19 protein-coding genes and 1 tRNA gene are annotated in these 25,630 nt (G+C 69.6%); 5 read left to right on the plus strand and 15 right to left on the minus strand.

Going from position 1 to position 25,630, the window contains the following annotated elements; translation table 11 throughout:
* Positions 1-241: 241 nt before the first annotated feature.
* From CLV49_RS00005 to CLV49_RS00015, 3 genes are all read right to left on the minus strand, one after another.
* Positions 242-808, minus strand: a complete 567-nt coding sequence (locus CLV49_RS00005) for a LemA family protein (RefSeq protein WP_106561690.1) — start codon at positions 806-808, stop codon at positions 242-244.
* 159 nt (positions 809-967) lie between these two features.
* Positions 968-2,281: a D-arabinono-1,4-lactone oxidase gene (locus CLV49_RS00010; RefSeq protein WP_106561691.1), complete on the minus strand. Its 1,314-nt coding sequence runs from the start codon at positions 2,279-2,281 to the stop codon at positions 968-970.
* Entirely contained in the window at positions 2,278-3,543 is a 1,266-nt protein-coding gene (locus CLV49_RS00015; RefSeq protein WP_106561692.1) for a type III PLP-dependent enzyme domain-containing protein, read from the minus strand. The genes CLV49_RS00010 and CLV49_RS00015 overlap by 4 nt, the downstream gene beginning before the upstream one ends.
* A gap of 109 nt (positions 3,544-3,652) precedes the next feature.
* Here CLV49_RS00015 and CLV49_RS00020 point away from each other — a divergent pair, with 109 nt between their 5' ends.
* Positions 3,653-6,037, plus strand: a complete 2,385-nt coding sequence (locus CLV49_RS00020) for a hypothetical protein (RefSeq protein ID WP_106561693.1) — start codon at positions 3,653-3,655, stop codon at positions 6,035-6,037.
* Between the two features lie 344 nt (positions 6,038-6,381).
* On the opposite strand, the gene CLV49_RS00025 is transcribed toward CLV49_RS00020, so the two are convergent.
* The 6 genes from CLV49_RS00025 to CLV49_RS00050 all read right to left on the minus strand — a co-directional run bounded on the left by CLV49_RS00025 (position 6,382) and on the right by CLV49_RS00050 (position 12,264).
* Positions 6,382-6,455: transfer RNA gene (locus CLV49_RS00025), tRNA-Leu, on the minus strand.
* Between the two features lie 114 nt (positions 6,456-6,569).
* Positions 6,570-8,108 carry an NAD(P)/FAD-dependent oxidoreductase gene (locus CLV49_RS00030; RefSeq protein ID WP_106561694.1) on the minus strand — a complete coding sequence of 513 codons (1,539 nt, stop codon included), beginning with the start codon at positions 8,106-8,108 and terminating at the stop codon, positions 6,570-6,572.
* A 196-nt stretch (positions 8,109-8,304) separates the two neighbouring features.
* Complete coding sequence (locus tag CLV49_RS00035) at positions 8,305-8,847, minus strand: DUF501 domain-containing protein (protein WP_106561695.1); 543 nt, start codon at positions 8,845-8,847, stop codon at positions 8,305-8,307.
* A gap of 59 nt (positions 8,848-8,906) precedes the next feature.
* Positions 8,907-9,422 (minus strand): FtsB family cell division protein, encoded by a 516-nt coding sequence (locus tag CLV49_RS00040; RefSeq protein ID WP_106561696.1) that lies wholly within the window; start codon positions 9,420-9,422, stop codon positions 8,907-8,909.
* Positions 9,423-9,544: 122 nt separating this feature from the next.
* Complete coding sequence (gene eno, locus CLV49_RS00045) at positions 9,545-10,825, minus strand: phosphopyruvate hydratase (protein ID WP_106561697.1); 1,281 nt, start codon at positions 10,823-10,825, stop codon at positions 9,545-9,547.
* A 101-nt stretch (positions 10,826-10,926) separates the two neighbouring features.
* Positions 10,927-12,264, minus strand: a complete 1,338-nt coding sequence (locus tag CLV49_RS00050; protein ID WP_106561698.1) for a histidine--tRNA ligase — start codon at positions 12,262-12,264, stop codon at positions 10,927-10,929.
* Between the two features lie 102 nt (positions 12,265-12,366).
* Here CLV49_RS00050 and CLV49_RS00055 point away from each other — a divergent pair, with 102 nt between their 5' ends.
* Both CLV49_RS00055 and CLV49_RS00060 read left to right on the plus strand, forming a co-directional pair.
* Entirely contained in the window at positions 12,367-13,377 is a 1,011-nt protein-coding gene (locus CLV49_RS00055; RefSeq protein WP_243696496.1) for an ABC transporter ATP-binding protein, read from the plus strand.
* Complete coding sequence (locus CLV49_RS00060; RefSeq protein ID WP_106561699.1) at positions 13,374-14,441, plus strand: ABC transporter permease; 1,068 nt, start codon at positions 13,374-13,376, stop codon at positions 14,439-14,441. The genes CLV49_RS00055 and CLV49_RS00060 overlap by 4 nt, the downstream gene beginning before the upstream one ends.
* A 31-nt stretch (positions 14,442-14,472) precedes the next feature.
* On the opposite strand, the gene CLV49_RS00065 is transcribed toward CLV49_RS00060, so the two are convergent.
* Positions 14,473-15,210 (minus strand): nucleoside triphosphate pyrophosphohydrolase, encoded by a 738-nt coding sequence (locus CLV49_RS00065; protein ID WP_243696495.1) that lies wholly within the window; start codon positions 15,208-15,210, stop codon positions 14,473-14,475.
* On the minus strand, positions 15,207-16,613 hold the full coding sequence (locus CLV49_RS00070) for an aldehyde dehydrogenase family protein (RefSeq protein WP_106561700.1): 1,407 nt from the start codon (positions 16,611-16,613) through the stop codon (positions 15,207-15,209). Before CLV49_RS00070 ends, CLV49_RS00065 begins: the two co-directional genes overlap by 4 nt.
* 142 nt (positions 16,614-16,755) lie before the next feature.
* On the opposite strand from CLV49_RS00070, the gene nhaA reads away from it, so the two are divergent.
* The gene (nhaA, locus tag CLV49_RS00075; RefSeq protein ID WP_424977988.1) at positions 16,756-18,132 is read left to right on the plus strand and encodes a Na+/H+ antiporter NhaA; all 1,377 of its coding nucleotides are present in this window, start codon (positions 16,756-16,758) and stop codon (positions 18,130-18,132) included.
* 54 nt (positions 18,133-18,186) lie between these two features.
* Here the strand turns inward: nhaA and mfd are convergent, their stop codons facing one another.
* From mfd to CLV49_RS00095, 4 genes are all read right to left on the minus strand, one after another.
* A complete protein-coding gene (gene mfd, locus CLV49_RS00080) occupies positions 18,187-21,819 on the minus strand; it encodes a transcription-repair coupling factor (RefSeq protein WP_106561702.1) in 3,633 nt (1,210 codons plus the stop codon).
* Positions 21,820-21,880: 61 nt separating this feature from the next.
* Complete coding sequence (gene pth, locus CLV49_RS00085; protein ID WP_106561703.1) at positions 21,881-22,465, minus strand: aminoacyl-tRNA hydrolase; 585 nt, start codon at positions 22,463-22,465, stop codon at positions 21,881-21,883.
* Between the two features lie 24 nt (positions 22,466-22,489).
* On the minus strand, positions 22,490-23,122 hold the full coding sequence (locus CLV49_RS00090) for a 50S ribosomal protein L25/general stress protein Ctc (protein WP_106561704.1): 633 nt from the start codon (positions 23,120-23,122) through the stop codon (positions 22,490-22,492).
* A 264-nt stretch (positions 23,123-23,386) separates the two neighbouring features.
* Positions 23,387-23,923: a gluconokinase gene (locus tag CLV49_RS00095; protein ID WP_106561705.1), complete on the minus strand. Its 537-nt coding sequence runs from the start codon at positions 23,921-23,923 to the stop codon at positions 23,387-23,389.
* A gap of 228 nt (positions 23,924-24,151) precedes the next feature.
* Here CLV49_RS00095 and gndA point away from each other — a divergent pair, with 228 nt between their 5' ends.
* On the plus strand, positions 24,152-25,609 hold the full coding sequence (gndA, locus tag CLV49_RS00100; RefSeq protein ID WP_106561706.1) for an NADP-dependent phosphogluconate dehydrogenase: 1,458 nt from the start codon (positions 24,152-24,154) through the stop codon (positions 25,607-25,609).
* Positions 25,610-25,630 lie beyond the last annotated feature (21 nt).

Below are 25,630 nucleotides of genomic sequence, written 5' to 3' on the forward strand. Positions count from 1 at the left end.
TACCGCGGCAAGCACAGACCTACCGCGGCAAGCACAGACCTACCGCGGCAAGCACAGACCTACCGCGGCAAGCACAGACCTACCGCGGCAAGCACGCAGGTATCGGGGCATGCGCTCACGCACCGACGCGTGCACGGAGGCACAGGAGGAACGCTGCGGTGCACGCGGACGAGTCAGAGCGGAACGGTCGCGAGGATGCCGAGGCCGTCAGGACGACGAGCCGCCGGAGGTGCCGCCGGCCTCAGAACTGGACGCGAGGCGGCTCGGCGATCGCAGCGCCGTCGGCGACCTCGAAGAAGTCGCGGCCGGTGAAGCCGAGCTGACGGGCGACGAGGTTGTTCGGGAAGACCTTGATCTTCGTGTTCAACTCGCGCACCCCGCCGTTGAAGAATCGGCGCGATGCCTGGATCTTGTCCTCGGTGTCGACGAGCTCGCTCTGCAGCTGGAGGTAGTTCTGGCTGGCCTGGAGCTGCGGGTAGGCCTCGGCCACGGCGAAGACCGACCGGAGAGCCTGCTGCATGTGGTTCTCGGCGGCCGAGGCCTCGACCGGCCCGCTGGCGGAGAGCGTCTCGGCACGCGCACGGGTGACGTTCTCGAAGACGCCGCGTTCGTGGGCGGCATACCCCTTCACGGTCTCGACGATGGAGGGGATGAGATCCGCGCGACGCTTGAGCTGAACCGTGATGTCGCTCCAGGCCTCATCGACTCGCACCCCGAGCGCCACGAGCGAGTTGTAGGTCACCCAGAAGTAGATGGCGATCACCGCGACGACCGCGACGATGATCAGGACAGGAATGAGCCATTCCATGCTCGGGCTCCCTCAGTAGTTCGTGTGTCCGGAATCTGTGTGCGCTGTGCGCCACGACCACGTCAGTCTACTGCGCCTTCCGGCGCGCCCTCAGGGAGCGCCGGCCCCGCACCGACGGGTATCCCGAGTCGACGCCGTGGCTCGCGGAGGAGCACGCGTTCATGGTCCGAGCACACGATCGAGGTAGGCGTTCGCGAACACCCGACGTGGATCGACCTCGTTCCGCAGGCCGACGAAGTCGTCGAAGTGCGGGTACAGCTCTCGGAGTTCATCCGCCCCGAGGTAATGGATCTTCCCCCAATGCGGCCGGCCCGAGTGGCGACGGAAGATCTCCTCGGCCGCCCGGAAATACGGTTCGTGATCGTCGCGGTAGTACCGGTGCACGGCCACGTAGGCGGACTCCCGACCGCTCGCGGTGGAGAGCCAGAGGTCGTCGGCCGCGGCGAACCGGATCTCGAGAGGGAAGGAAATCCTCCAGCGGCGCTCCTCGATGAGCGCGGCGAGTTCCTCGAGCACGGCCGGGAGGGCTGCGACCGGGAGGGCGTACTCCATCTCGGCGAACCGGACCGTGCGCGTGGTCGTGAAGACGCGGTGCGAGTGGTCCGCGAAGCGTCTCGAACCGGTGAGGCGCGTCGCCGCGCGGTTGAGACTCGGTACCGCCACCGGCAGCAGGGTCCCCGCCGCGCACACGGCCCGGTAGACGCCGTTCGCCATCAGGTCGTCGTCCACCCACCGCTTGACGGGAGCGAGGGGCGCGCGTGCGCTCCCGGTCGGCATCCGCGTGTTCGTCTTCGTCAGGGCGACACGCGTGTGGGGGAACCAGTAGAACTCGAAGTGGTCGACGCTGCGAGCGCGTCGCTCGGCGTCGGCGATCGTCGCCTCGAGCGGTTCGGGAGCCTCGACGGCGCTCAGGACGAAGGCGTCGACGCATTCGAGGGTGACGTCGACGAGCACTCCGAGTGCTCCGAGTCCGAGGGCGAACGCCGGTAGGAGCTCGGGAGACTCGTCCACCGAGATCCGTCGGAGGGAACCGTCCCCCGTCACGACGCTGACACCTCGCACGCGCCCCGCGAGACCGGAGAATCCGATCCCCGTGCCGTGAGTCCCGGTGGAGATCGCTCCGGAGATCGTCTGGCGGTCGATGTCGCCGAGGTTCTGCAGCGCCAGCCCGTGCGGCGAGAGCAGACGGGAGAGGTCCGACAACCGCGTTCCGGCCAGGACGGTCGCGAGGCGACGCTCGCGATCCACCTCGACGAGACCGCTGAGGTCGTCGAGTTCCAGCAGAACCCCGGGCGCCACCGCGATGCCCGTGAAGCTGTGGCCGGCGCCCGCCGCCTTGATGGGCAGCCCCGAGCCGGCGGCTGCACGCACCGCACGTTGCACGGCCCCGGGACTCGACGGCCGCTCGACACGGATCGGCCGCGCCGATTCCGTGCGGGCCCAGTTCCGCCACAGCGCTCCTGTCGCCGTCATACGAAGGTCTTCCCTTCTCCGCGGTAGGTGGGCAGCTCGTCCACGACGCTGAGCCGACCGTGTCCGTCGTCGTCCAGCAGCGCGAATCGATCGAGCCGTTCCGACAGCTCGCCCGACTTGGCGTGGCGGAACCAGACCCGGTCACCGATCCGGAGGTCCCGAGCGGCCGCACCGACGAGGGGCGTCTGCACCTCACCGGCGGACTCGCGGGGGATGAAGCGAAGTCCGGACGGCGAGACGGGTGTGGGGAGACGATCGGGGGCCGGTGGTCCCGACGCGATGAAACCGCCGCCGAGCACCGTCGCGACGTCGTCCGTCGGCCGGCGGACGACCGTCAGCCCGAAGCCGGCCGCGGGTGCCGGGCTGAAACGCGTGTAGGCGTCGAAGAGGCGGCCGGCGAAGATTCCGCTCCCCGCGGCGAGCTCGGTCACCGAGTCGTCACGCGTGGTGCGTTCGAGCGAACCGGTGCCCCCTCCGTTCACGAACTCGAGGGGAGCGAGACGGCGGACCCGCTCGACCGCGAGCCCCCTCCGTTCCACGAGCTCGGCCATCGAACGCCTCTGCATGTACGCCACCGCGGCGTTGTACGCACGGTTCGCCCCGCTGTCCGCGACACCGGCGATCTGGGCCTCGTAGGACATCACCCCGACGAGCACGAACCCTGGCCGATCGACGACGGCGCGGGCGACGCGCTCCAGGTCGTCGGCCGTATGCAACGGCGAGCGGTGCACACCGACCGTGCCGAGCGGTCCGCCGGATCGCCAGGACGCGTCGAGCTCCACGCAGATGCGCACGGTTTCGCGTTCCGACGGGGCCCTGACAGCGTCGATGAGATCGAGATGATCGACGCTGTCGATCATGAGCGTGACCCGGGCAGCCGCCTCGGGCGACAGCACGAGCCTGTCGATCGCAGCACGGTCGGCCGTGGGGTAGCCGACGACGATGTCGTCGATCGTGTCCGCCAGCCACAGCGCCTCCGGCAGGGTGTAGGCGAGCACACCGGCGAAGCCGTCGAGACGCAGCAGTGACTCCACGACGGACCGGACACGCAGGGACTTCGACGCGATCCGGACGGGCTTCCCCTCCGCACGCCTGACGATGTCGTGGGCGTTGAAGCGCAGGGCGCCGGAGTGGAGGACACCGACCGGCGCATCGAGGTCGTGCGTCGCGGCACCGATGGCGCCCCAGTACGCCTGCCCGTCCCGCCAAGGCGCTCTGTCTGCGCTGGCACGTGGCCCGATCGGTTCAAGGGAAAGGGGCATCGATCCTCCGTCTCCGGCTCACCCTACAGCCGAGTACCCGGTTAACGGCACGTCACGAAACGGCGAGTGCGCTTGACCCTGCGCCTGCGGCCACGTAGACAAGGGTGAGGTGGCCGAGCAGGGAACGGCGAAGCGCGAAGCCGTGCGCATCGAGGGAGCGTCGTGGGCGGCGGGGTCCCGATCCGGTCGAGCCTCCATCCCGGCCGCGTCGAGACGTCTCCCCCCGTTCCTCTCGTCTCTCCGCATTCTCGCCGCCGTCGTCCTCATCGCCGCCGGCATCAGTGTCGTGTCGCTCGGCGGCGGAGCGGCGGTCGCCAACGCCGCGACCGATCCCGGACCGACACCGTCTCCCTCGACCATCGCGCCAGACGAACCGGAGATCGGGGCGCCGACGTTCACGGCTCCCACGGACGGTGCGGTGATCACCTCGGCATCGACGACCGTCTCGGGATCGAAGACGGCCGGATCTGGGGTCCAGATCCAGAACGGCGCTGGCGACGTCCTCTGCGTCGTCGATGCCTCACCGGCCACGAGCTTCTCCTGCTCGGTCACGCTCGGCTACGGGGCGGTCACCATCCAGGCGATCGCGACCGACGCCGACGGGTCGGGTGCGGACGCCCGCGTGACGATCTCCGTGACGAGCGTTCCGCCGCCGACGATCGCCTCGGGCGGATCCACTCCGGGGAACGGACTCGTCCGCGGCACGGGGATCCCCGGCGCCACGATCACCGTCACGGCGTCGTCCGGCGAGACGTGCACCTCCAAAGCCGACACGAGCGGAGCCTGGGCGTGCCTCCTCACCGGAGGAGCCGCGGACGGGGCGTATCGGATCACGGCGACCCAGGTGGCCTCCTTCGCGCCGTCCGCCCGGTCCGACGCATCGGCCGCCAGGCAACTCGTCCTCGACCGCACGGCCCCGTCCCCGCCCACACTGTCGAGCCCGACCGGCGGGTCGTCGCTCGCGGAGACCGACGCCCGCTTCGAGGGAACGGGTGAGAACGGTGCGACCGTCACGGTGTTCGCCGGCTCGTCCTCCGTCTGCCAGGCCATCGTGTCTGGCGGGGTCTGGTCCTGCGTCGCCGCCCGCCTTCCGGGCGGCGACCTGCGCATCGTGGCGATCCAGCGGGACATCGCCAACAACACGAGCTCGGGGAGCAGCGCCGTCGACATCGTGGTCGGAGGCACGACGCCCTCCCCCAGCGCGACGCCGACACCCTCGATCCCGAGCCCCAGCGATCAGCCAGCCGAGACTCCGGCCCCGACGGAGGTTCAACCGACCCCGGTACCGGCTCAGCCCACGCCGGACACACCGTCGTCGCCGTCGGCCCCCTCCCCCGAGGCCTCTCCCTGGGGCGGGGACGCCTGGGATGCGGCGACGCCCTTCACGACGCCTCGGGCCCCCCTCTTCTCCTCAGGCTCCGTCTCCGGGTGGGTGGGGACCTTCCTCCTGGCCGCCCTCGTCCTCGCCGGAATCGCGCTCAGCACGCAGCTGGTCACGGGGGCCGGCGCAGGGTCGGGAGCAGGCCCGACGCGGACGCCTGGAACCGGCTACCTCCTCCCGTCGAGGACACCCCGGTTCACGGGGCGCAACCGCCGGAGCGTCACGGATGACGAACGCGTCGGGCCGGTCCCCTCCTCTGTCACCACCGTCGTGGCGGCCCTCATCGCCGTCGCCGGTCTCCTGATCCTGTCGAAGCCCGTCGACGGGACCCCCGCCTACGCACGATTGCTCTTCGCCTCCGTGACGGCGACCTTCCTCGTCGCCCTCGTCTCCGTCGCCGCTCCGGCCGTCGTCGCCCGCCTGCTCGGTGCCGGTCGGATCCACACCACCGTCGATCCGCGCGGATTCGCGATCATCGCCGTCTCCGTGGCCACCTCCCGCATCCTCGGACTCGAGCCGCCGCTCCTCTTCGCCCTCGTCCTGACCGCCTCCACCGCGCTCGTCGTGCGTCGCGCGACCGAAGGCCGTGTCGCCGCCGCTCGGATCCTCGCTCTCGCCGGCTTGGGCGGAGCATCGTGGGCCCTGGGCAGCGTCCTCTCCCTCGACGGCGGCTTCGCGTCGAGCCTCGTCACCGAGACGCTCAACCTCGTGACGGCAGCGGCTCTCGGATCCGCAGCGCTCATGATGATCCCGGTGGGGGCGTCCGCCGGACAGAGCCTCTGGGCAGCATCACGACCGGCCTGGTTCGGTATCGGTTTCGTCGTCGTGACCGTCGAGCTCGTCCAGCTCGGTTCCCGGACCCCGGAGATGACGTCGAGCATCACGTCCGGCGGGACCGCCGTCGCTGTCGCCGTGATCGCCGTCAGCGCGTCCCTGTGGATCTGGCGCCGCCACGTCGCACCGATCCTCGAGGACGAGGACACGGGCGCCGCGGACGCACGGGATGAGAACGCGCGTCAGAGGGTTGGGGCGCTCTCGGCAGCGCTTTCGCCGTCGAGAGCGGCGAGCCCTCCCTCGACATCGACCGCGTCGAAGCCCAGTCCCGACAAGTAGGCGACGACGCGACTGCTCTTGAGGCCCCATTCGCACACGATGTAGAGCGTCTCCGAGGGGAGCTCGACCAATCGATCGCTGATCTCCGACATCGGAACGCGCAGGACGTTCGGGAATGGTGCGGCTCCCGGTACTCCGTGCTCCCGCACGTCGATCACGAGAGCGCTGGGAAGACCGAGGAGCCGGATCGGTGCGATCCGCTTCCTGCCGTCCGTCGGTGTCATGAGGTCAGTCTGGCAGGACGACACCGTTCCCGCGTGCACATGGTCCGGGGCTGGTGTCCCCCCAAATCGGGAGTCATCGGGCACAACCGGGAGTCGATGAGCGCGTCGGGAACCGACGGGTGCCCCCGCTGGGACTCGAACCCAGACTGAAACGATTTTAAGTCGCCTGCCTCTGCCGATTGGGCTACGGGGGCCGGCCGGACGATGACCTCTCGCGGCTCTCGACTACCTTAACGGTGCCGGAACGACAGGAAGAACGACGACGGGCCGGGCGCAGGGCCCGACCCGTCGTCGTGTGGGTGCTCGAACTACTTGTCGGCCGACACGGACTCGCTCTTCGCGTCGTCCGTGCCCTCGGCCGCTCCACCGTACGACTCAGCCGGGGCTGCACCAGCGCCCGGCGCTTCGGCCGTCTGTGCGGCGTCCGCCGGAGCCTTCTTGGCCGGAGCCTTGCGCACCGGTGCCTTGCGGGCAGGCTTCTTCTCGGCGGGTACCGCTGCCGGCGCCGGAGTCTCGGCCGCAGCCGGGGGCTTCGGGCGGGAGGCGAACTCCTCGAAGACGGCGCGAGGGTGCTCGCGCGCCTCGATGCCGACGATGTCGCGACCGAGCCACAGGTTGTTCCACCAGCCCCAGATCACGCGGAACTTTCGCTCCCATGTGGGCATCGCGAGGCCGTGGTACCCACGGTGTGCTGCCCACGCGGGCAGACCCTTGATCGCGATCTTGCCCGACTGGAACACGCCGATGCCGAGGCCGAGGCCGGCGACCGCGCCGAGGTTCTTGTGGTTGTAGTCCTTCGGCTCCTCGCCGCGGAGCGTCGCGACGAGGTTCTTCGCGAGCAGCTTGCCCTGGCGCACGGCGTGCTGGGCGTTGGGAACGCAGTAGCCACCGACGCCACCGCCGCTGAGGTCCTTGATCGCCGAGATGTCGCCGGCGCCCCAGGCGTCAGCCACGATGGTGTCCTCGTCACCGACCCGCAGGTCGGTGCGCACCTTGATGCGTCCACGCTCCTCGACAGGCAGGTCGCTGTTACGGACGATCTGCGGGTTCGCCATGACACCGGCGGTCCAGATGATGAGGTCCGACTCGAAGCTCTCGCCCGTGGACAGCTCGACCTTGCCGTCGACGGCCGACTGCAGCTGCGTGTCCAGGTGGACGAGGGCACCGCGCTCGGCGAGGTTCTTGAGCACCCAGTGGCTCGTGGGCAGCGAGACCTCCGGCATGATCCGGCCCATCGCCTCGATGAGGTGGAAGTGCACGTCGTCGAAGGAGAGCTGGGGGTAGGAGCCGAGCAGTGCCGACGCGAACGAACGCAGCTCGGCGAAGACCTCGATACCGGCGAAACCGCCGCCGACGACGACGACCGTCAGCAGACGGTCGCGCTCGGGACCGGCGGGCATCGTCGCGGCCTTGTCGAAGTTGGCGAGGATGCGGTCGCGGATCGCCACAGCCTCCTCGATCGTCTTGAGGCCGATCGCGTTGTCCGCGATTCCGGGGATCGGGAACGTTCGGGAGACCGCACCGCCTGTGACCACGACGATGTCGTAGTCGAACTCGTAGGCTTCACCGACCTTCGGCGTGATGGTCGCCTTCTTCTCGGCGTGGTTGATCGCCGTGACGCGAGCCGTGACGACCTCCGTTCGCTTGAGGTGGCGACGCAGCGCGACGACGGCGTGGCGGCCCTCGATCGAACCGGCGGCGACCTCGGGGAGGAACGGCTGGTACGTCATGTACGGGAGGGGGTCGACGATCGTGACGTCGGCTTCACCCTTGCGAAGCTGCTTCTCCAGCTTCCAAGCGGTGTAAAAACCGGCGTAGCCGCCGCCGACGATGAGGATCTTGGGCACGGTGAATGCTCTCCTACACGTGTGTGGTATTGACTCGGTCAATGGGTTTTCTGGCAGATGAGGTTCTGGCAGATGGTGATCTTGCAGGCCGCCCGCGAGCAAGGCCGGGTGGCTCCGACGGCACCGAGCGGGACGAGTCTATCAGCCGCTTTCACAGGTGATTCACTCCCTCATGACCCCCGCGCGGCGACCGCGATCAGTCGTGGTCCGGCACGGGTTCCTCGATCACGCACTGGCAGCGGGACGGGCTCCACGACGAGCGTTCGAGCGCGAGGTCGCCGATCGGGTTCACCCCGGGGCCGGCCGCGAGGGCGTGGGCCGCGAGGGCGTGGAGGCACTTCACGCGTGTCGGCATGCCTCCGGCCGAGAAGTCGGAGATCTCAGGCACCACCTCGACGGACTCGCGATCGGCGAGGTAGAGCGCGTGCGCCGCGCGGTACTGCCGACCGATCTCGGGCTCCTCGAGGAGAGCGGCGAACTCGGGCATCACCTGTGTCGCCTCGAGCGCCGACATCGCCGATGTGGCCGCGGGATGCGTCAGGTAGTAGAACGTGGGGAACGGCGTCCCGTCCGGCAGCCGCGGGGCCGTGATGACGACCGTCGGACGGCCGCACGCACACCGGGCGGCGATGCCGAGAACTCCGCGCGCCGGACGCCCGAGCTGCTGGCGCAGGACGCGGAGATCGTCGTCCGTCGCCGGGTCCGCGAAGGAACGAGGGGCAGGCGCGTCGGTCGTCATCCTTCGATTATCCCGCAGGACCGCCCCGCGTACGTCGAGCCACGGACGGCCGACCGGATCTATCCCTCTGGAGTGGTGACCTCTTCGGCGTACGCAGAACTCAGGAGGGACGCGAGCAGAGCCTCGGTCCAGTCGGTGTCCGTCGTCGTGAGCTCGTCGCTCACCGGCTCGTCCACATCGGCGAGAGCGGCGGCATCGAGGTCGTTGATGACGAGGAAGCTCACCTCCCCCGGCTTCACATAGAAGAAGCGCTCGCGCGCCTGGGTCATGATGAACGTCTTGTCGTTCCAACGCTCGCGCTCCGCGGTGAGCCGGTCGACGGTATCCCCGTCCTCCGTCAACTGGGCGTTGAGATCGGCGATCTGCTGACGCTGCTCGACGAACGCGGAGATGTTGGGGGCGAGGACGACCACTCCGAGGACGAGCAGACCCATCATCAGGAGCGAGAAGCCCGAGAACCGGATCCCTCGCAGCCACACGGCACCTGTCGACGTCGATACGGGTACTCGCGGCTCACGCGATGCGGACGACGGTCGTTTCGACGTCGTCTGCGTGCTCTTCGTGATCTTGGCCATACCTCTCGATTCTCGATTGGCGCTCCACCCGATGGAACCTCAGGTGCCCGGGAACGACGGACTCCCCCGGTCCGACAGCGCGTGAGCGCCGAGTGACCGAGGGAGTCCGGTGGAGACGTCTCCTAAGCGGTGAAGCGGGGGAACGCCGAGCGGCCCGCGTACACGGCCCCGGCACCGAGCAACTCCTCGATCCTCAGAAGCTGATTGTACTTCGCGACTCTCTCGGACCGAGCAGGCGCACCGGTCTTGATCTGACCGGCGTTCGTCGCGACGGCGAGGTCGGCGATCGTGGTGTCCTCGGTCTCGCCGGAACGGTGCGAGAGGATCGCCGTGTAGCCGGAGCGCTGCGCGAGCGCGACGGCGTCGAGCGTCTCGGTGAGCGTGCCGATCTGGTTGACCTTCACGAGCAGCGAGTTGGCCGCGCCACGGGCGATGCCGTCGGCGAGACGGGTGGGGTTGGTGACGAAGAGGTCGTCGCCGACGATCTGCACCTTCGAGCCGAGCTCGGGGGTGAGGTGGGCGTAGCCCGCCCAGTCGTCCTCGGCGAGCGGGTCCTCGATCGTGACGAGGGGGTACGAGGCGACGAGGTCCGCGTAGTACGCCGTCAGCTCCTCGGCCGAGAGCGCCTTGCCCTCGAACTGGTAGGCACCGTCGGAGTAGAACTCGCTCGACGCGACGTCGAGCCCGAGCGCGAGGTCGGTGCCCGGTGTGAAGCCTGCGGCGGTGATGGCCTCCATGATGAGGTCGAGCGCCGCACGGTTGTTCGCGAGGTCGGGGGCGAAGCCGCCCTCGTCGCCGAGACCCGTGGCGAGACCCTTCGACTTCAGCTGGCTCTTGAGCGCGTGGTACACCTCGACGCCCCAGCGGAGGCCCTCGGAGAAGGTCGGAGCGCCGACCGGGAGGACCATGAACTCCTGGATGTCGACGCCTGTGTCGGCGTGGGCGCCACCGTTGATGATGTTCATGAGCGGCACGGGCAGGACGTGCGCGTTCGGTCCACCGAGGTACTGGTAGAGCGGGAGGTCCGCGGAGTCGGCCGCGGCCTTCGCGACGGCGAGGCTCACTCCGAGGATCGCGTTGGCACCGACGCGCTTCTTGTTCTCGGTGCCGTCCACCTCGATGAGGGCCTGGTCGACGAGGCGCTGGTCGATGGCCGGGAGGCCCTCGATGGCCGGGCCGAGCTCGTCCTCGACGGCGTCGACGGCCTTCTGGACGCCCTTGCCGAGGTAGCGCGAGGAGTCTCCGTCGCGGAGCTCGTACGCCTCGAACGCTCCGGTCGACGCGCCGGACGGAACGGCCGCGCGCCCGACGGTGCCGTCCTCGAGCAGGACCTCGACCTCGACGGTCGGGTTGCCGCGCGAGTCCAGGATCTCGCGAGCTGCTACAGCCTCAATGAGTGCCACGGTGTATCTCCTCGTCAGTGTGGGGTCGTGGGTGATCCGCACCCACGTCGGTCAGTCTAGCGAGGGCACCGACGGCGCCCTTGCACGCGTTCAGCGACTGTTCATGCAAGCGGGCGGAACTCGAGTCCCGCCGCCGCGAGGTCCCCAGCCGGGTCCTTCGGGATGCTCGCGAAACGGCCGAAGCCGTCGGCAGCCACCCGGTCGAGGAGCGCCTTCAGGTTCTTCGTGCGCCGCTCGAACCGGACACGTGTCGCGCCGCCGTCGATGAGTTCCGACTTGAGGCGGAGAAGCAGGGAGGGATCCGCGTCGGCATCGTGCACGAGGACGACGGAGCCGCTCGCATCATCTCCGTCGGACGCGACGATGTCGACGATCCGTTCGAAGCCGATCGAGAACCCGGTCGCCGGGACGTCCTGCCCGAGGAAACGCCCGATCATCCCGTCGTACCGTCCACCGCCGCCGAGCGAGTAACCGAAGTCCGGGTGCTCGATCTCGAAGATGGGCCCGGTGTAGTAGCCCATTCCGCGCACGAGGAACGGGTCGAAGACGACGAGGTCGCGAGCGAATTGCGGGTCACCGGGGGGCGGGTCGTCGATGCGGGACTGCGTCGTCGCCGCGGCGCCGATGGCCACGAGCTGGGATACGACGGCGTCGTCGGCGCCGTCCGGAAGGGCACGACGCACCTGGCGTTCCCCGAAGGGCACGAACTCCTTGGTCTGCGGGCGCCGGAAGAAGGACTCGAGGGCCTCGACAGCTGCCGGCGTGACGCCACGGTCGCGCAGTTCGGCGACCACGCCGTCGTGGCCGATCTTGTCGAGCTTGTCGACCGTGATGAGAACGCCGGCGTGCTCGTCCTCCGCGAAGCCGAAGCCCTCGAGCATGCCCACGAGGAGGCGCCGGTCGTTGATGCGGATCCGGAAGCCACGGATGCCCAGCTCGCGCAGCGCAGCGGACGTCGCGGAGAGCAGCTCGATCTCGGCGAGCGGACCGGGTTCCCCGATGATGTCGATGTCGCACTGGACGAACTGGCGGTACCGCCCCTTCTGCGGGCGCTCGGCGCGCCACACCGGCGCGACCTGGAGGGACCGGAAGACCGGAGCGATCTCGGCGCGGTGACTCGCGTAGAACCGCGCGAGCGGAACGGTGAGGTCGAAACGCAGCCCGAGATCGGCGAGCGCGGATGCTCCACCCCCGTCGGCCGCTGCACGCAACGCGTCGGCATCGAGCCCCCGTTTCAGCACGGAGTAGGCGAGCTTCTCGTTGTCTCCGCCGAGGCCGGAGTGCAGCCGAGCGTGATCCTCCACGACGGGCGTCTCGATCTCGTCGAAGCCGTGAGCGCGGTAGACGCGCCGGATGATGCCCAGCGCCGCCTCCCGTCGCGCCTTCTCGGCCGGCAGGAAATCGCGCATTCCCCGCGGCGGGGAGATCGGTGAAGCCATGCTCCGATTCTGTCATGTGAGCGAACCCCGGACCGTCGAGCCCACCTGCTACGTTTCCGTGGAGGGGCGACGACCGGCGTCCCCTGACGCCCGGAGGTGCCCGTGTCGCAGACGCCCATCGTCTCATCGCCCCCGCCTGCCGAGGTTCAACAGGGGATCGTCGTGACGGGCCTCCGTCGGTCATTCGGCGACGTCCACGCGGTCCGCGACATGACGTTCGAGGCACGCCCCGGTCGCGTCACCGCACTGATCGGTCCGAACGGCGCCGGCAAGACGACGCTCCTCCTGATGCTCGCGACCCTGCTCGCACCCGACGCCGGCACCATCAGCGTGGCCGGCCACGACCCCGTGCGCTCGCCAGCCGACGTGCGCCGCGCGATCGGCTGGATGCCCGACGTCCTCGGATCCTGGAACACGCTCTCCGTGCGCCGCGCGCTCGAGACGACCGCGCGCCTGTACGGCATGTCGACCCGGCGCGCGGCGGACCGCGCACGGGAACTGATCGGGCTCGTGTCGCTCGAGACCCTCGCGGAGACCCCGACCAGGGCACTGTCTCGCGGGCAGAAGCAGCGGCTCTCGCTCGCCCGTGCGCTCGTGCACGATCCCGCGGTGCTCCTGCTCGACGAGCCGGCGTCTGGGCTCGATCCGGCGGCACGCGTGGCCCTGCGCGAGCTGGTTCGCGGACTCGCTCGCGACGGACGCACCGTCCTCGTGTCGAGCCACGTCCTCTCCGAGCTCGAGGAGCTCGCCGATGACGCCGTGTACGTCGAAGCCGGCGCGACCGTGAGCGCCGAGCGACTGGCCAGAGCGGCGACGGCCGCGAGACCGTGGCGCATTCGAGCGCTCGACCGGGCACTGCTGTCGAACGCCCTGAACGAGTTCGGCATCGATCCCACGACGACCTCCGTGATCGGCGACGCCGTGCTCGTCCCCCTCTCGTCCGACGAGGACGCGGCGTCGCTCCTCTCCGACCTCGTCAGGCGCGACGTCCGCATCACGACGTTCGCTCCAGCCGTCGGGGACTTCGAGCGCACGTTCCAGAGCCTCGGCGACGCGACCGACGTCACGACCACCGCCACGACCGACGCCACGACTCCGGGAGACGAACGATGATCCCCTTCGCCCATGGCGTCCGCGTCGTCGTCGCGCTCGAACTCGCTCAGCGCGTCCGCGGCATCGCCCTCTACGTCCTCCTCGGCCTCTTCACGCTGCTCGTCGCCGTCACCACGGCGCTCCTCTGGTTGGTGGATTCCGGCACCGACAACGGGGGCTTCCTCTTCTCGACGATCGTCTACTTCGTCCTCCTCCTCGGAACACTTCTCGCACCGGCGCTCAGCGGCGCCGCGATCAACGGCGACAGGGACGCGGGAACCCTGGCGACGACGCAAGTCACTCTCGTGTCGACGACGCAGATCGTGGTCGGCACGTTCCTCGCCTCGTGGCTCACGTCGCTCGCGTTCCTGGTGGTGTCGCTGCCCTTCCTGCTCTCGTCCTTCGCTCTCGGATCCGTGCCAGCGCACGCCGTCGTCGCGTCGATCCTGGTCCTGCTCGTGGAACTCGCCGTCGTCTCGGCGGTCGGAGTCGGACTGTCCGCGGTCATCACGAGGCCGCTGTTCTCCGTCGCGGCGACCTATCTCGTGGTCGCAGGTCTGTCGGTCGGCACCCTCATCGCGTTCGGCCTCGCGGGCACGGCCGTCCAGACGGAGGTCCGGTCGACCTACATCGGCATCGACTACGAGACCTACCCGGAGGAAGGCTCGACCGAGCCACCCGTGTGCCTTCCCCCGGAGGTGACGACATACCAGACGCCCCGTTACGACCTCGTCTGGGGCATCCTCGCGGCCAACCCCTACGTCGTACTCGCGGATGCCGCGTCGGGCGAATTCGACGCGGATGGCAACCCGAGCGATCTCTTCAGTCAGTTGGCCGTCGGCGTCCGGGGCGCGCAGCTCCCTCCCGACACGGAGACGGTCTACGACGAGTGCGAGGACTACGGCAACGGGTACCCGATCGACGACGGCTACCGCACGTCTGAGGAGATCTGGAACTCGACGACGCCGTCGTGGTTCGTCGGTCTCGCCGCGCACGTCCTGATCGGTGCAGGACTGCTGGCCTGGGGTGTGGCACGCACACGCACCCCCGCGAGACGACTGCCTCGTGGGCAGCGCATCGCCTGAAGGCACGCGGGCCCCGATCGCACCGCGTCCCTCAGCGTCGTGACGACTCGGTCGCCCTCACCTCGTCCTGCAGCTCGACCGTCGCCCTCCGCAGGGCGCGCTCCGGGTCGAGGCCCGCGCGCGACGCCGCCGCGGTGATCCCGAGGAGGAGGCGGCCGAGGGTGGCCTCGTCTGTGATCGCACCGGTCGTGCCCGTCGAGGGGGCACCGGGCACGTCGGCATCGGGCACGTCGGCATCGGGCACGTCGGTATAGAGGCCGGCGCGATCGATGCGCCCGATGGTCTTCGCGGCGAGCGCGAGGGACGGGAGCGACGAGGGGAGCCCATCCATGATGCTCTCTCGGTCCGCCTTCTCCGCAGCCTTCGCCGCGCTCCACACGCGGAGCACGTCGTCGACGGTGGGAGCCTCCACTCCGGCGAAGACATGCGGGTGGCGACGGATCATCTTGTCGGCAGCCGAGGCGGCGACGTCCTCGATGCCGAATCCCTCCCCTGGCTCCCGGGCGGCGATGGCCGAGTGGAACACGACCTGGAGCAGGACGTCGGCGAGCTCCTCTCGCACGTCGTCCGCGATGCCGGACTCGACGGCGTCGACGAGCTCGTAGCTCTCCTCGATGAGGTAGGTGAGCAACGACTCGTGTGTCATCGTCCGGCTCCAGACGCAGCGATCGAGGACGTCCTCCATCGCCACGACGAGACGGGACAGTTGCGGGAGGACCGAGGCCGTCGACGCCTCCGACCCGTCCTGGCGAGCGATCCGGTCGGTCACGAGGGTCTCTTCGCGCCGGTACGGGCGATCACGCGCCTGATGAAACCTTCGCGGCGCGCCGTGAACGGCGGATACACGAGAGCGACGGTGTCCGGGGAGAGAGGCTTCCTCAGCACGGCCTTCTCATGGGTGAACGTGTCGAAGGAACGCTTGCCGTGGTAGGCGCCGGAGCCGCTCGCGCCGACCCCGCCGAACGGGAGTCCCGGAACGAGGAGATGCGCGGAGGGCACCCCGATGCCGACGGCACCGGAGGACGTCTCCCGCAGGATCCGTCGTTCGACCTCTCGGGAGGAACTGAAGACGTAGAGCGCGAGCGGTTTCTCGCGGGAACGGATGACGCGGATGGCCTCGTCGAGGTCCTGGACGTGGACGATCGGCAGGATCGGCCCGAAGATCTCCTCCTCCATGAGGGCCGAGTCGAGGCGCGTACCGTCCACGACGGTCGGAGCGATGTAGCGCGCGGCTCGATCGACCGTGCCGCCGACCGACACGCGCTGCCCCTCGAGCAGCCCGGCGAGCCTCTCCACGTGGCGATCGGCCACGATGCGGCCGTAGTCCGCGCTCGTCGACGGGTCCACTCCGTAGAAGGACTCGACGGCTCGGGCGAGCACTCCCGTCAGCCGGGACGCGACGGCTGGAGTGGCGAGGACATAGTCCGGGGCGACGCACGTCTGGCCGGCGTTCATGAACTTCCCCCATGCGAGACGCCTCGCGGCCTGTTCGATGTCGACGGTGTCGTCGATCCACACCGGGGACTTCCCGCCGAGTTCGAGCGTCGTGGGCGTCAGGTTCTCGGCGGCTGCACGCGCGACGATGCGGGCGACGGCACCCCCTCCCGTGAAGAAGATGTGGTCGACGCGCCGGCCGAGCAACGCGGTCGTCGTCTCGGCGCCGCCCTCGACGACGGCGACCGCTCGCGGGTCCAGGTGTCGAGACACGAGGCGTGCCAGGATGGCGCTCGTCTCCGGAGCGAGCTCGCTCGGCTTGAGCACAACGGCGTTCCCCGCGGCGAGAGCACCCACGAGCGGACCGAGGATCAATTGGACGGGATAGTTCCACGGACCGATCACGAGGACGACGCCGAGGGGCTCAGGGACGACGCGGGCAGAGGCCGGCGCGAGTGTGACGGGGACCGGGACCGGGACGGAGCGCGCCCAGCGTCGGAGGTGGCGGAGGGCATGGTCGACCTCGGCGACGACGACGCCGATCTCCGAGACCTGAGCCTCCGCTGCGGACTTCCCCAGGTCGAGCGCGAGAGCCTGCTCGAGATCGTGGCCCGACTCGACGAGGAGACGACGGAGGGCACGCAACTGCGCTCTCCTCCAGGAGAGCGGTTTCGTCAGCCCCGCGTCGAACCCTGCGCGAAGGGTCGCCACCACGTCAGATGGATCCGCCGCCGTCATGATCTCTCCATCCGTCCGCCGTGCCGTCCGGCCAGGATACGCCGGGCCGGACGGTAGAATGGATGCCGGAGAGCCGGGAAGTCTGGTCGGCCCGCCGCGGATCGCGGCGGTCATTCCCGTTCGCGTACCTCGAAGGACCCCCGTGACCGACGACGCCCCTCAGGACAGCACTCCTCTCGACACCCCTCCCCTGGACCCGACTCCCCCGGTCCGTCGGCGCGTCTTCGGACGTGGCACCTACGGCGAATCCCTCCGCATCGACGAGATCCTCCGCAAGGAGAGCGTCGGGGGCACCCTCCTGCTCATCGCGGCCGTCGCCGCGCTGATCTGGGCCAATTCGCCCGCGTCCCCCGGCTACTACGCGCTCCGCGACCTCACCTTCGGCTACGAGCCGTGGCACCTCGAGTTGAGCATCGGGCACTGGGCGTCCGACGGCCTCCTCGCGATCTTCTTCTTCATCGTCGGCCTCGAGCTCAAGCGCGAGTTCATCGCCGGCGACCTCCGCGATCCCAAGACGGCCGTCGTCCCGGTGCTCGCAGCGGTCGGCGGCGTGATCGTTCCGGCTCTCATCTACGCGCTCGTGAACGCCGGAGACCCCGAGACGGTCAGGGGGTGGGCGATCCCCACCGCGACGGACATCGCCTTCGCCGTCGCCGTCCTCGCCATCATCGGCTCGAAGCTCCCCGCGGCTCTGCGGATCTTCCTCCTCACCCTCGCTGTCGTCGACGACTTCATCGCCATCGGTATCATCGCGTTCGTGTTCACGGACGACATCGACCTCGTCGCCCTCGCCCTCGCCGTCGTGCCGATCGCGCTGTTCGGATTCCTCGTCCAGCGGTACCGTCGGTTCTTCGGCGGTCGCATCTGGACGGGGTGGGTGATCCTCGTGCCGATCGCTTTCGCCGCGTGGGCGCTCGTCCACGCCTCGGGCGTGCACGCCACGATCGCGGGCGTCGCCCTCGCGTTCACCGTCCCCGTCATCCGCAGCGCGGCGGCGGGGGGACCCGAGGCCGGGCCGGGACTCGCCGAGGTGTTCGAGCACCGCATCCGTCCGATCTCGGCGGGCTTCGCCGTGCCCGTGTTCGCGTTCTTCGCCGCCGGCGTGACCGTCGTGGGCGACGGGTTCGCCGCTGCGCTCACCGACACGGTGACGATCGGCGTCGTCCTGGGGCTCGTGGTGGGCAAGGTCATCGGCATCACCGGCGTGACGTGGCTCCTCACGACGCTCACTCGCGCGAGCCTCGACAGCGCCGTCCGGTGGATCGACCTCATCGGGGTCTCCCTCCTCGCCGGGATCGGCTTCACCGTCTCGCTGCTCGTCGCCGGGCTCACGTTCGGCGAGGGCAGCCCGCACGACGACCACGCGAAGGTGGGCATCCTGCTCGCCTCGCTCATCGCCGCCCTGCTCGCGACCGTCGTCCTCGGCCTGCGCAATCGGCACTACGCGCGCGTCGCCGCCGAGGAGGCGGAGGACGCCGACGCCGACGGCATCCCGGACGTGTACCAGCGCGGAAGCTGAGGCGCGCTCGGCCGGTCCGAGCGCCATCGCGTCGCGCGCGTCACGCCGAGCGCCTCACGCGGTGCGCTCGGCCGACTCCTTCGACTTCTCGTCCTTCGGAAGCGGCACCATCGCGTCGAGGAACTGACGAACCCAGGCGATGAGGTCGTGGTCGGCGAGCGGCTCGCCATCGACTCGCGGCATGGGCACGACGAGAGCGTTCGTCTGCTTCATGAACTTGCCCTGCGGGTACATGCGGCGCATCCGTGCCTGCAGGGAGTCGGGCAGTTCCACGGGCGCGGCCCGGAGGTTGCTGCCCATCGCGACGAGTTCGCCGAGCCCGGATTTCTGGGCCCGTCGGCGCAGGCGGGCGACCTCGACGAGTGTCGCCACCGCGGCGGGCGGCTCGCCGTAGCGGTCCGTGAGCTCGTCGACGACGAGATCGATCTGGTCGTCGGCCGACGTCGGGGCGCTCGCGACCGAGAGCTTCTGGTACGCCTCGAGGCGCAGTCGCTCGCTGTCGACGTAGTCGTCCGGGATGTGGGCGTCGACGGGGAGCTCGAGGCGGAGCTCCGTCTGACCTTCCGCGACGTCGCCACGGAAGGTGGAGACGGCCTCGCCGATCATCCGCAGGTAGAGGTCGAAACCGACGCCCGCGATGTGACCGGCCTGCTCCCCGCCGAGCAGGTTGCCGGCACCGCGGATCTCGAGGTCCTTGAGGGCGACCTGCATTCCACTGCCGAGCTCGTTGTTCGCGGCGATCGTCGAGAGACGGTCGTTCGCCGTCTCCGACAGCGGCTTCGACTCGTCGTAGAGGAGATACGCGTAGGCGCGCTCGCGGCCACGACCGACCCGACCGCGCAACTGGTGCAACTGGCTGAGCCCGTACTTGTCGGCACGGTCGATGATGATCGTGTTCGCGTTCTGGATGTCGAGGCCCGTCTCGATGATGGTCGTGCAGACGAGGACGTCGAAGCGCCGCTCCCAGAAGTCGACGACGACCTGCTCGAGCACGTGCTCCGAGAGCTGGCCGTGGGCGATCGCGATGCGCGCCTCCGGCACGAGCTCGGCGATCTCCGACGCCACCCGGTTGATGCTCGAGACACGGTTGTGCACGAAGAAGATCTGACCCTCGCGCAGGAGCTCGCGACGGATCGCGGCGGCGATCTGCTTGTCGCTGCGCGGGCCGACGAAGCTCAGCACCGGGTGCCGCTCCTCCGGCGGGGTCGCGAGGGTGGACATCTCGCGGATGCCCGTGACGGCCATCTCGAGGGTGCGCGGGATCGGCGTCGCACTCATCGCGAGGAGGTCGACGTTGGTCTTGAGCTTCTTCAGGGCGTCCTTGTGCTCGACACCGAACCGCTGCTCCTCGTCGATGATGACGAGACCGAGGTCCTTGAAGCGCACCTTCTCGGTGAGGATGCGGTGCGTGCCGATGACGACGTCGACGGTCCCGCGCTCGAGTCCGTCGTGCGTCTCCTTCGCCTCCTTGTCCGTCTGGAAGCGGCTCAGGGCGCGCAAGTGCACGGGGAAACCGGCGAAGCGCTCCTGGAACGTCTCGAAGTGCTGCTTCACGAGCAGGGTCGTCGGCACGAGGATCGCGACCTGCTTCCCGTCCTGCACCGCCTTGAACGCCGCGCGCACCGCGACCTCGGTCTTGCCGAAGCCGACGTCGCCGGAGAGCAGGCGGTCCATGGGGATCGGGCTCTCCATGTCGCGCTTGACCTCGTCGATCGTGGTGAGCTGGTCGGGTGTCTCCGCGAAGGGGAAGGCCTCCTCGAGCTCGCGCTGCCACGGCGTGTCCGGCCCGAAGGCGTGCCCGCGTGACGCCATACGCGCCGAGTACAGCTTGACGAGCTCGACGGCGATGTCACGGACGGCCTTGCGGGCCTTGCCTTTGGCCTGGGCCCAGTCGCTGCCGCCCATCTTCGACAGAGCCGGCGCCTCTCCCCCGACGTATCGGGTGAGGAGATCGAGCTGATCGGTGGGCACGAGCAGGCGGTCGCCCGGGTAGCCGCGCTTCGACGGCGCGTACTCGAGGACGAGGTACTCGCGCATCGTCTTCGTGGGGTTGCGGCCGCCGGACGACACCTCACGCTGTGTGAGTTCGACGAAGCGGCCGATGCCGTGCGTCTGGTGCACGACGTGGTCGCCCGCCGTGAGCTGCAGCGGGTCGACGACGTTCTTGCGACGCGACGCGAGCTTCTTGACGGACCGCGAGTCGTACCCGGCCGACCGCCCGTAGAAGTCGGACTCGCCGATGACCGCGAGCTTCTCCTCGCGCATCTCGAAACCGTGGTCGGCGCACGCCTGCAGGAGGTACGCGACCCCTGGCTCGGTCTCCTCGGGGAGGACGTCGACGATGCGGGCGGCGAGCCCGCGCTCGGAGAGCACGTCGCGCGCGCGCTCCACGAGGCCAGCGCCCTGCGACACGACGACGACGGACCACGCGGACTGCAGGAGTTCGGCCACGTGGTCGACGGCGCCGTCGACGTTTCCGGAGAAGCTCGGGACGGGTTCACCGTCCACCCGCACGGTGAGCATCTCGTCCGCATCGATGTCGACCGGCGATCCGTCCGCGTCCACCGGCAGGTCGGACGGACCCATCTGGAACGAGCTGATCGTCCACCACGGCTCACGCTTCCCGCGCTTCTCACGCGACTCGTTGAGGGTGTTGATGCTGAGGAACTCGCCGCTCTCGAGGTCGATCGGCGCCTCGGCACCGGCCGTGGCCGCACTCCACGCCGCGGCGAGGAACTCTCGGTTCGTCTCCGACAGGCTGATGGAGCGCGAGGCGACGCGCTCGGGCGCGACGACGGCGATCGCGGAGCCGACGGGGATGTAGTGCGTCACAGGCACGAGCCGGTCGACGAGGGCCGGCGCGAGCGACTCCATGCCCTCGACCGGGATGCCGTTCGCGACCTTCTCGAGGATCGACGACAGGCTCGGGAACTCGTGGACCATCTCGGACGCCCGCTGGCGCACGCCGTCGCTCAGGAGGAGCTCGCGGCTGGGCGGCAGCTCGACGCTCTGCAGCTTCTCGGGGAGCGAGCGCTGATCGGCGACGCTGAAGGCGCGGACCGTCTCGACCTCGTCTCCGAAGAACTCGACACGAACGGGATGCGAGGCGACGGGCGGGAAGACGTCGAGGATGCCGCCGCGCACGGCGAACTCGCCGCGCCGCGACACCATGTCGACGCGCACGTAGGCGAGTTCGACGAGACGCTGGGTGATGACGCGGAGGTCCTCCCCGCGCGCTCCGGCCGTGAGGACGACGGGTTCGACGTCGGCGAGGTTGTCGGCGATCGGCTGCAACGCCGCGCGCACCGAGGCCGTGACGATGAGCGGGTCGGCTCCGTTCCAGGTGCGCATGCGCCGCAACGCGTGGATGCGCTTGCCGACGATCTCGGCACTCGGGCTCAACCGCTCGTGCGGCAGCGTCTCCCACGCGGGGAACTCGATGATCTCGGCGGCGGGGAGGAGACTCGCGAGCGATGCGCGCAGGGACTCGGCCTCGCGCCCCGTCGGCGTGATGACGAGGAGGGCGCCGGACTCGCCACGGGCACGACGCGCCTCGACGAGACCGGCGAGGAGAGGCGCACGGAGGCCGTCCGTGGCGGAGAAGTCCGCATCACGACCGGCGTAGCCGAGGGCCTTCTGGAAGCTGGAGGCGCGCGAAAGCGCAGGAATCAGGCCCTGGAGAGTCACCAGAGAAGTCTACGCGGGACCACCGACACCGGGGCTGGGGTAGCGCGGGTGGACCGGATGATCAGGCGGGCGGCGCGTGGAAGCGCTGCTGCGCCGAGAGAAGGCCCTCGTCGACGATCGCCTCGACCGCGTCCGCCGCATCGGCGATGAGCGACGGCAGACTCTGCTTCTCGGTGGAGGAGAAGTCCTTCAGCACGAAGTCGGCTGCATCCTGCCGGCCCGGAGGGCGGCCAACGCCGACGCGCACCCGGACGAAGGGGGCCGCGTCGGTGGCCTTGATGATGTCGCGGATCCCGTTGTGACCGCCGTGACCGCCGCCGCTCTTGATGCGCACGGTGTCGAACGGGATGTCGAGCTCGTCGTGGATCACGATGAGCCGATCGGCCGGGATGGAGAGATAGTCGAGGAGCGGCGAGACCGCTCGACCCGACTCGTTCATGTAGGTGGTGGGTGCGGCGAGCACGAGCTTCGGACCGCCAGGGCGGACGCGTCCCTCGGCGACGAGGTTCGGCGTCTTGTGCCGCGAGAACCGTGCGCCCATGCGGGCGGCGAGTTCCGAGAGCACCATCTGGCCGACGTTGTGACGGTTGGCCGCGTAGCCGGGCCCGGGATTCCCGAGCCCGGCTACGAGCCAGACGTCCGCCATGGGTGCGGTGCTGAAGAGGGTCGACTACTCGGAGTCGGAGGACTCGTCGGAGTCCACGCCGGCCTCGGCGCCGGCCTCGGCAGCGGCCTCGTCGGCCGCGAGGTCGTCCTCGGTCGGGGCCGGCGGCGTGGTGATGCCGACGATGAGCGTCTCCGGCTCGCTGAGCAGCGTCGCACCAGCGGGGAGCGTGACGTCGGCTGCGGTGATCTGCGCGCCCTCCTCGAGGCCCTCGACCGAGACGGTGACGCGCTCGGGGATGTGGGTGGCCTCGACCTCGAGCGAGATCGACGTGGCGTCGAGGTTCGCGATCGTGCCGGGGTAGGACTCGCCCTCGACGTGCACGGGCACGTCGACCGTGACCTTCTCGCCCTTGCGGACGACGATGAGGTCGATGTGCTCGATGATCGAGAGGACCGGGTCGCGCTGCACGTCCTTGACGAGGACGAGCTGCTCCTTCCCGGCGATGTCGAGCGTGATGACCTGGTTGGCCTTGCGCACGATGAGGAGCATCTGGTGGCCGGGCAGCGTGACGTGCTGCGGGTCCGTGCCGTGGCCGTAGATGACGGCGGGGATCTTGCCGGCGGCGCGGATCTTGCGGGCCGCTCCCTTACCGAAGGACTCGCGGACCTCGGTGATGACCTTGTTGTCGTCTGACATGGTGTTTCTCCTAGCGGACCGTTCAGGGCCCAGATCGTGTCGCACAGAACCGGCGTCGCCGGTCCCGGGCGGGACTGTTGTATCAACTCGAACGCATAGCGCGTGAGGAAAAGCCGCGAAGCCCGCTCACCGCGTCGATAACGGTTCCCGCTGCCGCCGAAGCGGTGACGGGTTCCCTCGCCGAAGTTCAGTGGGAGAGTCTACCCCACGCGGCTGGCGCGCCCCGAACCGACGAGACGCGGACGGACCGGGACGGGGCCGTCGTCAGAGCGCGCCGATCCCCTCGACCGCGGCGTCGACGATAGCGGGGACCTCGGCGTCGACGTCCACGACGACCGCGCGCTCGTCGTCCTGGAGCTCCTCGAGCGTCGCGAACTGCGAATCGAGGAGGCTCGCCGGCATGAAGTGGTCGCTGCGGCCCTCGAGCCTGTGGGCGAGCACGTCCCGCTCGCCGTGCAGATGCAGGAACACGGTCTCGGGCGCCTCCTCACGGATCGCGTCACGATACGAGCGGCGGAGCGCTGAGCAGGCGATCACGAGCCCGCCGTCGCCGGCAGACGCGAGAGCGGCCCCCACGGTGCGGAGCCACGGCCAGCGGTCGTCGTCGTCGAGGGGGTGGCCCGCCGCCATCTTCTCGACGTTCGTTAGGGGGTGCAGCGAGTCGCCGTCCACGAAGGGCACGCCGAGCGATGCGGCGACGAGAGCGCCGATGGTGCTCTTGCCGGCCCCCGAGACACCCATCACGACGACGTGCGGGTGCCGTCGGGTCGGTGAAGGTGATTCGCTCGGGGTGTCGCTCATGCGTCCGTGCTCCTGACGTCGTCGGTGGGGCGGCCATCCCCCACTCTGCCAGACCCCCCGCCCTGCCAGACCCCCCGGCCAGACCCCCGCTGCCCGAGCGGGGCGGTCCGAGCGTCGGGGTCATCCGCAGGGTATCCCGTCCGATCATCGGTATCGTTGAGGAAGGATCGACTGCGCCCGTCGACGGCGCGCGACCTCACGAGAACTGAATCGACAGGAGTACCGTCCATGGCGGAGAACGCAGCAGCAACAGCCAACATCGGAGTAGTCGGACTGGCGGTGATGGGCTCGAACCTCGCCCGGAACCTCGCGAGCCGCGAGGGCAACACGGTCGCCGTGTACAACCGCTCGTTCGAGAAGACCGAGACACTCCTCTCCGAGCACCCCGAGGCCGGCTTCGTCGGCTCGAAGACGATCGAGGAGTTCGCCGCGAGCCTCCAGACCCCGCGCACCGCGATCATCATGGTGAAGGCCGGGGCCGGCACCGATGCGGTCATCGACCAGCTCACACAGGTGTTCGAGCCCGGCGACATCATCGTCGACGGCGGCAACGCCCTCTTCACCGACACCATCCGGCGCGAGAAGGCCGTCCGCGAGACGGGCATCCACTTCGTCGGCGCCGGCATCTCCGGCGGCGAGGAGGGCGCGCTCAACGGCCCGAGCATCATGCCGGGCGGCTCGAAGGAGTCCTACGAGACCCTCGGCCCGATCCTCTCCTCCATCGCCGCCGTCGCGGAGGGCGAGCCGTGCGTGACGCACGTCGGCACCGACGGCGCCGGCCACTTCGTCAAGATGATCCACAACGGCATCGAGTACGCGGACATGCAGCTCATCGCCGAGGCCTACGACCTCATCCGCCGCGGCACGGGCAAGTCCCCCGCCGAGATCGCCGACGTCTTCGCCGAGTGGAACACCGGCGAGCTCGAGAGCTACCTCATCGAGATCACGGCGGAGGTGCTCCGCCAGGTCGACGCTGAGACGGGCAAGCCCCTCGTCGACGTGATCCTCGACCAGGCCGGAGCCAAGGGCACCGGAGCCTGGACCGTGCAGACGGCCCTCGACCTCGGCATCCCCGTCTCCGGCATCGCCGAGGCCGTGTTCGCCCGCTCGCTCTCCTCGAAGCCGGCGCAGCGTGCCGCCGCGACGGACCTGCCCGGACCGAGCGACGCGTGGACCGTCGACGACCCCGAGACCTTCATCGAGGACGTGCGCCGTGCGCTCTACGCCTCGAAGATCATCGCCTACTCGCAGGGCTTCGACGAGATCGTCGCGGGCGCCGAGCAGTACGGCTGGGACATCCGGAAGGGCGAGATCGCGAAGATCTGGCGCGGCGGCTGCATCATCCGTGCCCAGTTCCTCAACCGCATCACCGAGGCGTACGCCGAGAACAGCGGCCTCGTGGCGCTCGTCACGGCCCCGTACTTCCGCGACGCCGTCGCTGGGGCGCAGGACAGCTGGCGCCGCGTCGTCGCGACGGCCGCGCACGCCGGCATCCCGGCGCCCGCGTTCTCGTCGTCGCTCTCGTACTACGACGGACTGCGAGCCGACCGCCTCCCGGCGGCACTCGTGCAGGGCCAGCGCGACTTCTTCGGAGCGCACACCTACAAGCGCGTCGACAAGGAGGGCACCTTCCACACACTGTGGTCGGGCGACCGCTCCGAGATCAGCGCCGTCGACACGCACTGATCGCGATACGGACACGGAGAC

The sequence above is a fragment of the Labedella gwakjiensis genome (assembly GCF_003014675.1).
GTDB classification, from domain to species: Bacteria; Actinomycetota; Actinomycetes; order Actinomycetales; family Microbacteriaceae; genus Labedella; species Labedella gwakjiensis.